Origin of the sequence: Hydrogenophaga borbori (assembly GCF_003417535.1) — a bacterium.
In the GTDB taxonomy this organism is placed as follows: Bacteria; Pseudomonadota; Gammaproteobacteria; order Burkholderiales; family Burkholderiaceae_C; genus Hydrogenophaga; species Hydrogenophaga borbori.
Window position 1 is genome coordinate 337523 of sequence record NZ_QVLS01000002.1, and the last position, 15188, is coordinate 352710.

A 15188-nucleotide genomic window follows, 5' to 3' on the forward strand; every position below is an offset into this window, starting at 1 on the left:
GAGCCGAGGCGCGGTAGGCTCAGCGGCCCACGCGCAGGTAAAGCACCAGACTTTCCTTGCTGTCGTTGAGGCGCCAGAGGTTGGCCTTGAAGGCCCACTGCGTGAGGTCGACGCGCTGGTGCAGGCTGCTCTGGCTTTGCGGGGTGGCGATCAGGCTGCGGCAGTCGGCGCCGGCCGGGTCGTTCTGGCCGGTCCGCACCAGCCTCAGCCCGCCGTGGTGCCGCAGGGCCGCGATCTGCGCCTGGGACAGGCCGTCGGCGAGCACGCAGGACGTCGGGGGCACCAGCTCCGCGATGCGCCGCGAGATCGGCCCATAGCTGCGGCCGAAGTCCAGCAACGGCAGCCACAGGGTCATCAGCAGAAGCCAGCACAGCGTGCTGCCGGCCGCGGGCAGCACCAGGCTTTTCCAGATGGCTTCGCGGTGGCGGCCCACCCGCCAGGACACGAGCCACAGCCAGGCCAGCGTGGCGGCGGCGCCGAGCGCGAACAGCAGGAAGGAGAACTCGGGCACGAAACCCGGTGCCAGGCGCGCCACGTTGGCGGCGGGCTTGGCCGGCACGCCGGTCATCATGGCCACCCAGATCACCCAGATGACCAGGGCGCAGAAGGAGAAGAAGAGCAGCGTGAACCAGTCGATCAGCGCCGCCACGCTGCGCCGCAAGGTGGGCAGGGCGAAGGCGGCCAGCGCGGCCAGCGCGGGCAAGGCGAGCAGCAGGGCGCGGTCGCGATCCGGGTCCAGCGCGGAGTGCAGCACCACGACCAGCGCGGCCCACAACGGCAGGGCCACGTGGGGCTGCTGCCACTGGCGGCGCCAGCGCCACACCGTCCAGAGCGCCAGCGGCCAGGCCGGCCAAGTGAACCAGAGCAGCAGCCGGCCCCAGCTGTCCCAGGGACGGCTCAGCGCCAGGGACGTGTCGGGCAGCGCCAGGGCTCCCGACCAGGCGCTGCCCAGGGCCATGAGCGCGCCGACGGCGCTGGCGGCACCCAGCGTGGCGGCATCGTGGCGTTCTTCGCCGGGCTGAGCCTGGCGGTTGAACCACAGCAGCGCCAGCCAGCCCAGGCCCAGGGTCAGCGCCAGGGTGGCCGAGCCGCTGAGCGCCAGCGCCAGCCAGCCGCCCGCCCACCACATGAGGCCGCGCCAGGCGCGGGGCAGGCTGGGATGCGCCAGCCGGGCGGCGCCGAGCAGCATGGCGGCGGTGGCGGCCAGGCGCACCCCGTCGGGCGTGGTTTCATGCGAGAACTGCGCCAGGCCCAGGCAGGCCACCAGGGCCAGCAAGCCGGCGTCGGCCAGGGCGCGGGCGTAGTCGGCCGGTTGCGCCTCACCGCCGAAGGCGAAGGCCACGGGCAGGGCGGCGGGCTGGCGCGCCAGCTGGTACACCGCGTACCAGGTGCAGCTCAGGGTGAGCGCCAGCAGCAGGCCAAAGGGCAGGCGGGCCGCGAAATCGGGGGGCAGGAACGGCAGGGCCTTGATGAACAGCGCGCCCAGCCAGTAGGGCAGCAGGGCGGCGTCCTCCACCGGCAGGCCCAGCACGGCGGGGTGCCACCAGCTGCCGCCGGCGGCCATTTCGGCCATGGCCCCGAATGCGCCGACGTCGGCGTTCTTCCAGGGCTCGCGGCCCAGGAAGCCGGGCAGCACATAGGCCACGCAGAACAGAATCAGGGCCACGCGCGGCAGGCGGCGCACGGCCGACTGGCTCACGATGGCGGGCGTCGGGCGGTTCACGGCTGGGGACTATACAAGCGGCATGGCCGGGGCAAGCGGCGTGCGCGTGGCGGCGGGGGCAAAAAAAAAGCAGCCGGTGGCGGCTGCTTTTGGGGGATCAGGCGCCAGGCTTACTTGGCTGCCTTGGCGTAGCGGTTGCGGAACTTCTCGACGCGGCCGCCCATGTTGTCCACGCTCTTCTGCGTGCCCGTGTAGAAGGGGTGCGACTCGCTGGAGGTGTCGAGCTTGAACAGCGGCAGTTCGCGGCCATCGTCCAGCTTGACGGTTTCCTTGGTGGGGGCGCAGGAATTGATGATGAACTGGGCGCCGTTCGACAGGTCCTGGAAGCAGACCGGGCGGTAGTTCGGGTGGATGCCTTCTTTCATGGCGGTTCCTTGAGGTCGGTTGCGACAGCCGCGCCGGAACCCTTCCGACGTACTTGCCGCCAAGCAAAGCCGGCGATTATAGCCGAGCGCGAATGTCTGGCCGGGAATGGCGCGGGACCGGCTTGGCCGGGCCGCGGGCCTGGGCCCCCGTCCAGGGGGGCGCGGGAGGCTTAGCCTCCTCGGCGCATCATGTCGAAGAACTCGGAGTTGTTCTTCGTCGCCTTCATGCTCTTGAGGACCATTTCCATGGCCTCGATCTCGTCCATGTTGTACATGAACTGGCGCAGGATCCGGGTCTTCTGCAGGATCTCGGGCTGCAACAGCAGCTCTTCGCGGCGGGTGCCGCTGCGGTTGAGCTGGATGGAAGGGAAGACGCGCTTTTCGTACAGGCGGCGGTCCAGGTGGATCTCGCAGTTGCCGGTGCCCTTGAACTCCTCGAAGATCACCTCGTCCATGCGCGAGCCGGTATCAACCAGGGCGGTGGCGATGATGGTCAGCGAGCCGCCTTCCTCCACCTTGCGCGCCGCGCCGAAGAATCGCTTGGGCCGCTGCAGGGCGTTGGCGTCCACGCCGCCGGTGAGCACCTTGCCCGAGGAGGGCAGCACGTTGTTGTAGGCGCGGGCCAGGCGGGTGATCGAGTCGAGCATGATCACCACGTCTTTCTTGAGCTCGACCAAGCGCTTGGCGCGTTCGATCACCATCTCGGCCACGTGCACGTGGCGGGCGGCCGGTTCGTCGAAGGTGGAGGCGATGACCTCGCCGCGCACGGTGCGCTGCATCTCGGTCACTTCCTCGGGGCGCTCGTCCACCAGCAGGACCATGAGCTCCACGTCGGGGTGGTTGGCGGTGATGGCGTGGCAGATGTGCTGCATCATCACCGTCTTGCCGCTCTTGGGCGGGGCGACGATCAGCGCGCGCTGGCCGCGGCCGATGGGCGCGATGATGTCGATGATGCGACCGGTGATGTTCTCTTCGCTCTTGATGTCGCGTTCCAGGCGCATCTGCTCCTTGGGGAACAGCGGCGTCAGGTTCTCGAACATGATCTTGTGCTTGTTCTCCTCGGGAGCCAGGCCGTTGATCTTGTCGAGCTTGTTGAGGGCGAAGTAGCGTTCGCCGTCCTTGGGGATGCGGACCTCGCCCTCGATCATGTCGCCGGTGTGCAGGTTGAAGCGGCGGATCTGGCTGGGCGAGATGTAGATGTCGTCGGTGCTGGCCGTGTAGCTGGTGTCCGGCGCGCGCAGGAAGCCGAAGCCATCGGGCAGGACCTCGAGCACGCCGTCGGCGAAGATCTGTTCGCCGGCTTTCGCTCGCTTCTTGATGATGGCGAACATCAGCTCCTGCTTGCGCATGCGGCCGGTGTTTTCGATTTCGAGCGCTTCGGCCTGCTTGACCACTTCGGAAACGTGCAGGGCCTTGAGTTCGTTCAGGTGCATAGCCGTCACTCCAGGGCGGAGGCGATAGGGGGATGAGCGGGGAGGTGGGCGCTGCGGTCCGGATGACGGACGTTGCGCTGGGGGAAAGCGGCGGGCTTGCTGCCCGCGTTGCGGCGGATTATGACAGGAATCGCTGCGTGTGCGCCCTGTCGCCGAGCCCGCGCGCGGCTCGGGGCCCGGGCGGGTGCCCGGGCCAGGGAGGGGGGTCAGGCCAACTGCTGGTCGATGAAGGCGGTGAGCTGGGCCTTGCTGAGGGCGCCCACCTTGGTGGCGGCGAGCTGGCCGTCCTTGAACAGCATCAGCGTGGGGATGCCGCGGATGCCGAATTTGGCGGGCACATCGCGGTTGTCGTCGACGTTGAGCTTGGCGACCTGCAGCTTGCCGTCGTAGGTGCCGGCGACCTCGTCCAGGATGGGCGCGATCATCTTGCAGGGGCCGCACCATTCGGCCCAGAAATCCACCAGCACCGGGGCTTTGCTGTCCAGCACATCGGCCTTGAAGCTGGCATCGGAAACGTGTTTGATCAGGTCGCTGGCCATGGTTCGTCCTTGGGTGTTCGGTGAGCGGTGGGAGGTTACAGTGCGGCGCTTGCGGCAGGCCGGGCGACGACATCGGCTCCCTCGTGCAAGCGGCCGCATTGTGACAGAAACCCCCCATCCATGACGCCAGCGCCCGCGAGACCTCACGACGAGTCAGCCCTTGTGGCCGGCGCTGTGCAGGACGGCGGGATGCCGTGCGCGTGGCGCCTGCCCATGGACGAACTGGCGCGCCAGGTCGCCCAGGCGGGCCTGGCGCCGTCGCGCGTGGTCGTGCTGCTGCCCTACGGAGCGCTCGTGGCCGAGGCGCGCCGCGCCTGGGCCGCCCGTGCGCCGCTGGCCTCGGGCTTCGCGCCGCGCTTCACCACGGCGCGCGATTGGGCCGCCGCGCTGTCTCCCTGGCGGCCGGGCTCGGACGACATCAGCCACGACATGGCGCGCGACGCGCTGGTCGCCGCCGCCTGGATAGAGCGCGTGGTGCGCGAGCGCCTGGAGCCCGGCCTGCGCCGCGAATTGGTGGCGCGCCTCATCGGCGCCGCGCGGCAGCTGGCCCCGCTGGCGGCCGCGCAGCCGCCCGAGCGGCGCGCGGCCTGGGCCGAGGACCGCCGCGCCGCGTTGGCCGCCACGCTGGGCTCGGCCGCCGCGCAATGGGAGTCGCTGGTGGCGAGCCTGGCCATCACCTGGGCGGGCAGCTCGGCCTACGTCACCGACGCCTTGTGGTCACCGCTGGCCGCACCCGGTGCCGACGCCGACCGCCTGCTGTGCCTGCCCGGCCACCACCCCGACCCGCTGGCCGAGGCCTTGCTGGCCCACTGGGGTGATCGCGCCGCTCGGCTCGCCTGGTCGGCGCCCGCCGAGCCGGCCCCGCGCGTGTGGGCCTGCGAGGACTTCGAGGCCGAGGCCCAGGCCGCGGCCGCCTGCGCCATCGAACACCTCAACGCCGGGCGTGCGCCGGTGGCGCTGATCGCCAACGACCGCTTGCTCACCCGCCGTGCGAGCGCGCTGCTGGTGGGCGCCGGCGTGCGCCTGCGCGACGAGACCGGCTGGAAGCTGTCCACCACGCGCGCGGCCGCCAGCCTGATGGCCCTGCTGCGCGCGGCGGACGCGCGCGCCAGCACCGACGAGGTGCTGGATTGGCTCAAGCTCTCGCCGGCCTTCCCGCCGCTGGCGGTGGAGTCGCTGGAGCGGCGGCTGCGGCAGCGGGGTGTGGCGCGCTGGTCCGCCGTGCCGCTGGACTGGCGCGGCGCCGACATCGATCCCCAGCGCGCCGAACTGCAGGCCTCGCGCCCCTTGCTCCTGTGGCTCAAGGACACCGCGGCGGCCCTGGAGCGCAGCGGCCAGTGGGCTGCCCTGCAGGCCGACGAAGCCGGCCGCCAACTGATTGGCGTGTTGCGATTGGGCGAGGGCGCGCACGAACTCGACGGCCTGGGTGAGGCCGCCGCCGGTGAGCGCGGCGCCAAGGCTCGCTGGCCGCTCACGGCCTTCGCCGCCTGGGTGCGCGACGTGCTCGAGGGCGCGGTGTTCCAGCCCACCGTGGCCGGCGCGCCGCAGGTCGTCGTGCTGCCGATGGCGCAGCGCCTGGGCCGCCGCGTGGCCGCCGTGGTGGCGCCCGGCAGCGACGAACGCCACCTGAGCGCCAGCCCCGAACCCGACAGCGCCTGGACCGCCGCACAGCGCGCGCTGCTGGGCCTGCCCGACCGCGAGGCCCTGGCCCGCGCCGAGGCCTCGGCCTGGGCGCAGTTGTTCGACGGCGCGCCGGTGGACGCGCTGTGGCGCCGCCACGAGGCCGGCGAGGCGCTGCTGCCCAGCGCCTTCATCGACGGCATCGAACCGCGCCCGGCCAGCGAGCTGCTGCCCGCCAGCGCCGTGCCCGCGGGCGGCACGGCCCCGCCCGCGGCCCGCGCGCCCGCGCTGCTGCCCGAGCGCCTGTCCGCCAGCGCCTACGACGACCTGCGCACCTGCCCCTACCGCTTCTTCGCGCGCCGCCAGTTGCGGCTCGACGAGGTGGACGAGCTCGACACCGAGCCCGACCAGGGCGACCTGGGCAACTGGCTGCACGCGGTGCTGCGCGCTTTCCACGAAGCGCGCGGCGACGATCGCCCGGGCGAGGACGCCGACCGCGCCGCGCTCGACGCGCTGGCCGAGCGTGTGGCGCTGGACATGGGCCTGGGTGATGAGGTGCAGGCCGGCGGCTTCCTGCCGTACCGCGCCGTCTGGCCCGCGCTGCGCGAGGCCTACCTGCGCTGGCTCTGGCCGCACGAGGCCGAGGGCTGGCGCTTCGTGGCGGCCGAGGCCGAGCGCGAGCAGCGCGCGGGCCGCTGGGCCTTGTATGGCCGGCTCGACCGCATCGACGCGCGGCGCGACGCCGATGGCGGCGAGAGCTTCGTCATCGACCACAAAACCGAGAGCCGCGCGCGCACCGAGGCGCGCGTGAAGGAGCCGATGGAGGACACGCAACTGGCCTTCTACGCCGCGCTGCTGTCCGAGCCGCGCCTGCGCGCGGCCTACCTCAGCATCGCCGACACGCGCGGCGAGCGCGACGAACCCGCGAAGCTGATCGAGCAGACCGAGGTGCTGGCGGCGCGCGACGCCATCGTGCAGGGCTTGGTGCACGACCTCGACCGCGTGGCCGGCGGTGCCGCCATGCGGGCGTTGGGCGAGGGCATGGCCTGCGAGTACTGCGCGGCGCGCGGCCTGTGCCGCAAGGATTTCTGGACCCCGTCGACCGACGGCGTGCAGGGACTGCCATGAGCGGGCTTGCTTACCGCGTCGATGGCCAGCCTGCTGGCCCCGAGGCCTTCTATGCCCGCGCCTGCGACCCGGCGCGCAGTGTGGCGGTGGAGGCCTGCGCCGGCGCCGGCAAGACCTGGATGCTGGTTTCGCGCATCCTGCGCGCGCTGCTCGACGGCGCGCTGCCGCAGGACATCCTGGCCATTACCTTCACCAAGAAGGCCGCGGGCGAGATGCGCGAGCGCCTGCAGCAGGCGGTGGCCGAATGGTCCCGGCTGAGCGACGACGAACTGTGCGCCGCGCTGGTGATGCGCGGCCTGAACGAGGCCGCCGCGAGCGCCCTGGTGCCCGCCGCGCGCGGCCTGCGCGAGTGGTTGCGCCAACACGGCCGTCCGGTGCAGCTGCGCACCTTCCACAGCTGGTTCGCGGCGCTGCTGCGCGGCGCGCCCCTGTCCGTGCTGCAAGAGCTGGGCTTGCCGCCCCAGTACGAGCTGCAGGAAGACGACAGCGCCATCCTTCAGCGGTTGTGGCCGCGTTTTTATGCCGCGCTCGCGCAGGACGCCGCCGCGCGCGAGGACTTCTTCGCCAGCGTGGCCGACATCGGTCGCCACCAGACCCTGGCCGCGCTGCGCAACGCGGTCGCCAAGCGGGTGGAGTTCCAGTGGGCCGACAGCGCGGGCGCCGTCGACGGCGCCGTGCGGCCGTTGGCCGAGCAGATGCCCGACTGGGCGGGCGCGGGCGACGACCCGTTGGCCTGGTTGGTGTGCGGCGAGCGCTTCCGCGCCGAACTGCTGGCCGCGGCGGCGGCGCTGGGTGGCCTCGCCAAGGCCAAGAAGGCCGAGACCGCCGCGCGCGAACTGGAGCAGGCGGTGTCGGCCGGCGACGGCCGCGCCGCGATCGCTGCCTTGACCACCGCCAAGGGCACGCCGCGCAAGCTGGGCGAGCAGGCCGACGCGCTGCCCGCCGTGCAGGCCGCGCACGCGCGCATCGAAGAAGCGCTGCAGGCCGAACGCCAGCAGCGCGCCTGGGTGCACCACCAGCGGCTGGCGCGGCTCACGCGTGTGCTGCTGAGCGCGCTGGCCGAGCTCAAGCGCGAGCGCGGCTGGGTCGACATGAACGACGTGGAGGGCGCGGCGCGCCGCCTGCTGGGCGACGCCGAGCTCTCCGGCTGGCTGCAGCAGCGCCTGGACGCGCGCGTGCGCCACCTGCTCATCGACGAATTCCAGGACACCAACCCGCTGCAATGGCAGGCCCTGTACGGCTGGCTCTCGGCCTACGCGGGCGCCGGGCCGGGACAGGCCCCCAGCGTCTTCATCGTCGGCGACCCCAAGCAGTCCATCTACCGCTTCCGCCGCGCCGAGCCGCAGGTGTTCCGCGCGGCCCAGGCTTTCGTGGTCGAGGGCCTGGGCGGCTCGCTGCTGGCCTGCGACCACACGCGCCGCTGCGCCATCGCCGTGGTGGACGCCGTCAACACCGCCTTGCAGCGGGCCGTGGACGCGGGCGAGTACGGCGAGGCCGTGGGCGCGGCCTTCCGCCCCCACACCACCGCCAGCCCGCAGGCGGGCGCCGTGCTGTCCCTGCCCGTGGTCCCGCGCGAGGCGCGCACCCCCACAGAGGCGGGGGACCCGAGCGCCTGGCGCGACAGCCTGGCCACGCCCCGCCACCTGGCCGAGGACCTGATGAGCGAGCGGGAGGCCCGCCAGGCGGCCGACTGGATCGCCGATGAGATCGCCGCCGGCCGGTTGCGCGCCGACGAGGTGATGGTGCTCGCTCGCAAGCGCGAGCGCCTGGGCTGGATGCATGAAGCCTTGCGCGAGCGCGGCATCGCCAGCGAACAGCCCGAGAAGCTGGACCTGGCCGAGGCGCCCGCCGTGCAGGATGTCATCGCGCTCATCGACGCCCTGGTGTCCCCGGGCCACGACCTGAGCCTGGCGCGCGCCCTGCGCTCGCCCATCGGCGGCTGGGGCGACGAGGACCTGGCCGCGCTGGCCGCCGCCGTGCGCGCGGCCGGCGCGGGCGCGCGCTGGTGGCCCGTGCTGCAGGACGCGGCCGGCTCGGCCGAGGTCCCGCCGCTGTGGCGCGACACCGCCACCCGCTGGCGGGCCTGGCGCGAGGCACTGCTGAACCTGCCGCCGCACGACGCGCTCTCGCTCGTGTTCCGCGACGGCGATCTGCCCGCGCGCTACCTGCGCGCCGTGCCGCCTGCGCAGCGCGCCGCCACGCTGGCGCAGCTGCAGGCCCTGCTGGGGCAGGCGCTCGACCACGAAGGTGGCCGCTTCCTCAGCGCCTACCGCTTCGTGCGCGCGCTCAAGGCCGGTGGCACGCCGCTGCCGCCGGTGGCCACGCCCGGCGCGGTGCGCCTGCTCACCATCCACGGCGCCAAGGGCCTGGAGGCCGACACCGTGCTGCTGCTCGACACCGACGCGGCGCCCGCGCGCGCCGAAACCATGGGCGTGCTGGTCGACTGGCCCGGCGAGGCGCCGCAGCCGCGCCGCTTCGTCTTCCTGGCGAGCGAGAAGTCGGCGCCGCTCTGCGCCCAGGCGCTGCTCGACGCCGAGCGCCGCGCGCGCTCGCTGGAAGAACTCAACGCGCTCTACGTGGCCATGACGCGCGCGGGCCGCCGGCTCGTGGTGTCCAGCTTCGAGCCCGGCCGCGCGGGCACCGGCGCGTCCTGGTGGCAGCGGCTGTCGCCGCTCGCCGAGCCGCTGGCCGCGCCCGAGGCCGCCGCGCCCGCCGCGCGGGCCGACGCCGAGCCGTTTGTCCTGCACGCGCTGCCCGGCTTGCGCGTGGCCCCGGAACCGGTGGCCGACACCGAAGCGGCCGAGGCCGACGAGCAGACCCGTTTCGGTCGCGCCGTGCACCAGCTGCTGCAGTGGTGCCCCACACCCGCGCGCGGGTTTGACTGGACCCCCACGCACCAGCGCGCCGCCGCCGAGCGGCACGCGCTCGACGCCGCCGGCGGCGCCCGGGCCGTCGAGGCCGCGCGACGCATCGTGCGCGGCGAAGCGGCCTGGGCCTGGGACGACGGGCTCGTCGAACAATGGGGCAACGAGGTGGAGCTGCTGCACGGCGGGCAGCTGCGCCGCCTCGACCGCCTGGTGCGCGAGCGCGCCAGCGGCACCTGGTGGGTGCTGGACTTCAAGACCCACGAAGCGCCGCACACCGTGCCCGCGCACCGCGAGCAGATGGCGGCTTACCGCGCGGCGGTGTCGGCCATCCACCCCGGGGAGCCGTTGCGCCTGGCGTTCATCAACCCGCAAGGGCGGGTGTTCGAATGGAGCGGGGAATGAAGCCTGATCAACGCGTGGCCATCGTCGGCGGTGGCCCGGCGGGCCTGATGGCGGCCGAGGTGCTGTCGGGCGCTGGTGTGCCCGTGGACCTGTTCGACGCCATGCCCTCGGTGGGGCGCAAGTTTCTGCTCGCCGGCAAGGGCGGCCTCAATCTCACGCACGCCGAAGCCTTCGACGCCTTCGTTTCGCGCTTCGGCGAACGCGCCGGGGCGCTGAGGCCCCTGCTCGAACGCTTCGGCCCGCAGCAGGTGCGCGACTGGGCCGAGGGCCTGGGCATCGGCACCTTCGTCGGCAGTTCGCGGCGGGTGTTCCCCACCGACATGAAGGCCGCGCCGCTGCTGCGCGCCTGGCTGCACCGGCTGCGGCACCCGGCGCCGGGCGGCGAGGCCGTGCACTTCCACATGCGGCACCGCTGGCTGGGCTTCGGCGCCGATGGTGGGCTGCGCTTCCACACCCCCGACGGCGAGCGGACGGTGCACGCGCGCGCCGCCTTGCTGGCCCTGGGCGGTGCGAGCTGGCCGCGCCTGGGTTCCGACGGCGCCTGGGTGCCGCGCTTGCGCGAGGCGGGTCTCGACGTGGCCGATCTGCGGGCCGCCAACTGCGGCTTCGACGTGGCGGGCGCGCCGGCGCGCGGGGTGGCCGAGGGCTGGAGCGCCGTGTTCGCCGAGCGCTGGGCGGGCCAGCCCTTCAAGACCGTGGCGGTGGCGGTGGGCGGGCCGCCGCCGGCCGCCGCGCGGCCGGACGCGCGCCCCGATGCGCGGCAGTGGCATCGCGGCGAGTTCGTCGCCACCGCCACCGGCGTTGAAGGCAGCCTGGTCTATGCGCTGTCGGCGCCGCTGCGCGAAGGCATCGCGCGTGAGGGCTCGGCCACGCTGTGGGTTGACCTGCTGCCCGACCGCTCGGCCGAGCGGGTGCTGGCGGAGGTGGCGCACCCGCGCGGCTCGCGCAGCCTGTCCAGCCACCTGAAGGGCCGGCTCGGGCTCGACGGCATCAAGCTCGCCTTGCTCAACGAATGCCTGGACCGTGAGGCCATGCACGACGCCGCGCGCCTCGCGGTCGCCATCAAGGCCCTGCCGCTGCGCCTGATCCGCCCCCGCCCGATGGCCGAGGCCATCAGCACGGCCGGCGGCGTGCGCCTGGCGTGTTTGGACGAGGGCCTGATGGCGCGCGGGCGGCCCGGCCTGTTCGTGGCGGGCGAGATGCTCGACTGGGAGGCACCCACGGGGGGCTACCTGCTGACGGCCAGCCTGGCCAGCGGGGCGTGGGCGGGAGAGGCGATGCGGCGCTGGGTGCGGCCGGGCTGAACGGCCAGGGCTGGGTGGCGGTGGCGAAGGGCGCGGATGAACTTTGCCCTGGGGCCCGTTACTCAGCGCAGGCCCCGGCCATCCGGGGTTGCCATTTGCCCTCATCTCCTTCCTTCGTGAAAGCCCTTCGATGACCCAACCCACCGCCATCAAGCGTTCATCGACTCCCGTGACAGCGCCGCAGGTGCCCGTCGACCAGGGCAGCGCCACCGCCCAAAGAGTGGATAGGGTGCTCGGTCGCAATCCCCAGGCGAAGCAAGCCTTCGTCTTCAAGCTGCCGGGGTTTCGAGAGCTGTCGATGGCGACGCCCAACTGGTTCAAGCGGTGTCAGAAAGGCATGGATGCCATCAACCGGGATACCCACCGGTTCTTTCACAAACTGGGCGTCGAGAACCTGTTCCACCCGGATCCCACGGTGCGCGAAGCGGCGACATTCGTGGCGCAAATCGCTGAAAAGAACGGCAGCGATGCGTTCGACGTGACACCGAAGCTGCGCGCGGCGGTACGCACACTGGCCGACCCCTCCAGCGGAGCCTTTCAGCGTTTCCAGCACCGCGAAGAGAAAGACCGATTCTTGAAAGAGACCGGCTTTGGCAACCAGCTGACGGCGCTTGCCCGACAGAAGCTGGCGTCTGGTGCTGCCAGTGCGAGCCCTCTCGTGGAACTCGATGCGGTCGTGTCGGCGTTCCATCCTGCACTTCCTCATGAACTGCAGGAACGATACGACGCGATGCGCCAAGGCCGCGTCAGATGGTCTCGCGAACTCGACGCCGCCGTGACCGCCTATGCGCGTCAGACGTACGGCGGCGAGAACCCTTTCGAGGCGCGGTCATCCGCGGGCCAACCGGTGTCGGACCTGCTGACGTTCATCACGACGGGGGGGACGGAAAAACTGGCCAAGGGGGGGCGTTCGATCCAAGCCTTGAACGGATTCGATGGCATCACATTCGGCACTCGCACCGAGGCGCTTCACCACCTGCTGTGGAATACGCCCTTCCTCGTCCGCGTGCCGCCCGCGGAAGCCAACCGGTTCATGAAGCTGTACAACGAACTCGCGAACGCGGGGCTGTAAGGACGCGCTGATGCGCGGTGCACCAGCATCGCGATCCACCTCAACGGGAGATGCTGTCGGCATCTCCCGTTGTGTTTGGGGCGGATGAATCGCCAAGCCGCCTCCCGCCGCTAGGCGGGCGCTGTTCGGTCGCTTAATTCAGTCGCTCAAGGCGCTGAGGTCCAGCGCATACGACCTGCCCAGCCACAAGGCGCTGTCGCGGTGGTCGCCCAGTTCATCGCCGGTGTTGGGGTGGATGAACACATCAAGCGCGCCATGGTTGAGCGCGAGCCAGCTGGTCACACACGAAAACTGGTCGGCCTCAAAGGCCAGTTGGTACGACCACATCGGGTGTGGCCCCACGGGTTTTTCGTGGAAACGGCCGATCTGCACCCGCTCGGCCAGATCGCTGGCGATCAATTCCCGCAGGGCCCAGGCCGCGTCGCGCGTGGCGGCGTCGAAGTAGACGTGGGCGTGCCAGCTGGCGATGGAAGAGGGATCGCGCGGGGACATGGGAAGAGAAAGAAGGTGACGAGCCTTGACCCCGGCACTGGCTCCACAGTTAGGGCTGCTTGGTTCCCCACCTGACCCGGTTGGCCGCTTCACCATGCGGGAAGGCCCGTCACCCGCGATTGTAGGCGACGGGGCATGACCGCCACCGGGGCACGGGTACCCCGACGCATAGAATCGCCCGATGTCCTACGTCGTCCTCGCCCGCAAGTACCGGCCGCGCAATTTCCGCGAGATGGTGGGCCAGGGCCACGTGGTGCAGGCCCTCGCCAACGCGCTCACCAGCCAGCGCCTGCACCACGCCTACCTGTTCACGGGCACGCGTGGTGTGGGCAAGACCACGGTCTCGCGCATCCTGGCCAAATCGCTCAACTGCACCGGGCCCGACGGGCAGGGCGGCATCACCGCCGAGCCCTGTGGTGTGTGCCAGGCCTGCACCGACATCGATGCCGGCCGCTTCGTCGACTACACCGAACTCGACGCGGCCTCCAACCGCGGCGTGGACGAGGTGCAGTCGCTGCTGGAGCAGGCGGTCTACAAGCCGGTGCAGGGCCGCTTCAAGGTCTTCATGATCGACGAGGTCCACATGCTCACCAACACCGCGTTCAACGCGATGTTGAAGACGCTGGAGGAGCCGCCCGAGTACCTCAAGTTCGTGCTCGCCACCACCGACCCGCAGAAGGTGCCGGTGACGGTGCTGTCGCGCTGCCTGCAGTTCAACCTGCGTCCCATGGCACCCGAGACCGTGGCTGAACACCTTCAGCAGGTGCTGCAGGCCGAGGGCGTGAACGCCGAGCCGCAGGCGCTGCGGCTGCTGTCGCGCGCGGCGCGCGGGTCCATGCGCGACGCGCTGTCGCTCACCGACCAGGCCATCGCCTTCGGCGGCGGCCAGCTGCTGGAGGCGCCGGTGCGCCAGATGCTCGGCGCGGTCGACCGCAGCCATGTGCTGCGCCTCATCGACGCGCTGGCGCGCGCCGACGGCGCGGCCGTGGTGGACACCGTGAACACGTTGCGCATGAACGGCTTGAGCGCGGCGTCCACGCTGGAGGAGATGACCGGCCTGCTGCAGCGCATGGCGGTGCTGCAGAGCGTGCCTGAGTCGGCCACCACCGACGACGACCCCGACGCGCCCGAGATCGCGCGCCTGGCCGAGGCCCTGCCCGCCGACGAGACGCAACTGCTCTACAGCCTGTGCCTGCATGGCCGCACCGAACTGGGCCTGGCACCCGACGAGTACGCGGCCTTGACCATGGTGCTGCTGCGCCTGCTCGCCTTCAAGCCTTCGGGCGCGGCGGAAAAAAAAACTCTGAGGCCGGCTGAGGCCCGGCCAGCGCCGGCGGTACCGGTCGCCACGGCGGCGCCTGCCGTGCCCGCTGCGCCTGTGGCCGTCGCACCGCGTCCGGTGCCCGCTGCGCCCGTGGGGGCGCCGGTCGCTGGCGAACCGGGCGCGCGACCGGCCCCCGCCGCGCCAGCGCAGGCCCCCGCGCCGGTGGCGCCCGTGGCCCGGGAGCCCATCGCCGCGCCGCCGCTGCCCGCGACCGCCGCCGATGGCCCGCCCGACGACGAAGCCCCGTGGCCCGAGCCCGACGAGGACCTGCCGCCCTGGGACCCGGTGCCGGCGCCCACGGCGGCTCGGTCACCCGCGGCACCGGCCCCCGCCGCCGCGCCGGTGGTGCGCATCCCCGTGCGCGACCCGGGCTCGCCGGGCCGGCTAGACCAACCCCGGCCCGCCGCCGCGCCCTTGCAGCCCACGCCCGAGGGCGACTTCTGGACCGGGCTGGTGCAGCAGCTGGCGGACAGTGGCGCTATCACCGCGCTGACACGCGAGCTCGCGCTGCAGTCACAGCTGGTGTCGCGCGAGGGTGCGCGCTGGCTGCTGCGCATCGAACGCGAAACCCTGGCCCAGGGCAGCAACCGCGAACGGCTCATGGCCGCGCTGCACGCCGCGGGCCACACCGTCGAACTCGCGCTGGAGAACGGCGTGGTCACCGATTCGCCCGCGCGGCGCGCCACCGCCGAGGCCGAGCGCCGCCAGCGCGAGGCCGAGCAGCAGATCCTCGGCGACCCCTTCGTTCAGGCCATGATGCGCGACTTCGGCGGCACAATCGTGCCCGGCTCGCTCAAGGCGATAAGCTGAATCACCCCCGCCGCGCTTCGCGCGACCCCCTCCAGGGGGCACACCAGCGGCCCGTCCTGCACATGTCAAAGGGCGGTTCCGCGGTGTGCCCCGATCAACCCCAAGGATT

The 15188-nt window shown here is 72.2% G+C and carries 10 protein-coding genes and 1 other RNA gene; 5 read left to right on the plus strand and 6 right to left on the minus strand.

All coding sequences use genetic code 11. The features are described 5' to 3' along the window. Positions 1-19 precede the first annotated feature (19 nt). The 4 genes from DY262_RS04550 to trxA form a co-directional block, all read right to left on the minus strand. On the minus strand, positions 20-1723 hold the full coding sequence (locus DY262_RS04550) for an ArnT family glycosyltransferase (protein WP_116957785.1): 1704 nt from the start codon (positions 1721-1723) through the stop codon (positions 20-22). A gap of 110 nt (positions 1724-1833) precedes the next feature. Next, on the minus strand, positions 1834-2088 hold the full coding sequence (locus tag DY262_RS04555) for a type B 50S ribosomal protein L31 (protein ID WP_070397985.1): 255 nt from the start codon (positions 2086-2088) through the stop codon (positions 1834-1836). Positions 2089-2258: 170 nt separating this feature from the next. Next, positions 2259-3521 (minus strand): transcription termination factor Rho, encoded by a 1263-nt coding sequence (rho, locus tag DY262_RS04560; protein WP_070397984.1) that lies wholly within the window; start codon positions 3519-3521, stop codon positions 2259-2261. Between the two features lie 206 nt (positions 3522-3727). Further along, entirely contained in the window at positions 3728-4060 is a 333-nt protein-coding gene (trxA, locus tag DY262_RS04565) for a thioredoxin TrxA (protein WP_070397983.1), read from the minus strand. A 213-nt stretch (positions 4061-4273) separates the two neighbouring features. On the opposite strand from trxA, the gene DY262_RS04570 reads away from it, so the two are divergent. The 4 genes from DY262_RS04570 to DY262_RS04585 all read left to right on the plus strand — a co-directional run bounded on the left by DY262_RS04570 (position 4274) and on the right by DY262_RS04585 (position 12453). Beyond that, positions 4274-6808: a PD-(D/E)XK nuclease family protein gene (locus DY262_RS04570; RefSeq protein ID WP_116957786.1), complete on the plus strand. Its 2535-nt coding sequence runs from the start codon at positions 4274-4276 to the stop codon at positions 6806-6808. Continuing rightward, a complete protein-coding gene (locus DY262_RS04575; protein ID WP_116957787.1) occupies positions 6805-10077 on the plus strand; it encodes a UvrD-helicase domain-containing protein in 3273 nt (1090 codons plus the stop codon). The genes DY262_RS04570 and DY262_RS04575 overlap by 4 nt, the downstream gene beginning before the upstream one ends. Next, on the plus strand, positions 10074-11381 hold the full coding sequence (locus tag DY262_RS04580; protein WP_116957788.1) for a TIGR03862 family flavoprotein: 1308 nt from the start codon (positions 10074-10076) through the stop codon (positions 11379-11381). The genes DY262_RS04575 and DY262_RS04580 overlap by 4 nt, the downstream gene beginning before the upstream one ends. 130 nt (positions 11382-11511) lie before the next feature. Beyond that, positions 11512-12453: a hypothetical protein gene (locus tag DY262_RS04585; RefSeq protein WP_116957789.1), complete on the plus strand. Its 942-nt coding sequence runs from the start codon at positions 11512-11514 to the stop codon at positions 12451-12453. Between the two features lie 138 nt (positions 12454-12591). On the opposite strand, the gene DY262_RS04590 is transcribed toward DY262_RS04585, so the two are convergent. Both DY262_RS04590 and ffs read right to left on the minus strand, forming a co-directional pair. Next, positions 12592-12945: a DOPA 4,5-dioxygenase family protein gene (locus tag DY262_RS04590; protein ID WP_116957790.1), complete on the minus strand. Its 354-nt coding sequence runs from the start codon at positions 12943-12945 to the stop codon at positions 12592-12594. Between the two features lie 14 nt (positions 12946-12959). Then, positions 12960-13056, minus strand: an RNA gene (ffs, locus tag DY262_RS04595) — signal recognition particle sRNA small type. A 70-nt stretch (positions 13057-13126) separates the two neighbouring features. Between ffs and dnaX the strand changes: the two genes are divergently transcribed. Next, entirely contained in the window at positions 13127-15079 is a 1953-nt protein-coding gene (dnaX, locus tag DY262_RS04600; RefSeq protein ID WP_116957791.1) for a DNA polymerase III subunit gamma/tau, read from the plus strand. Positions 15080-15188: the final 109 nt, after the last annotated feature.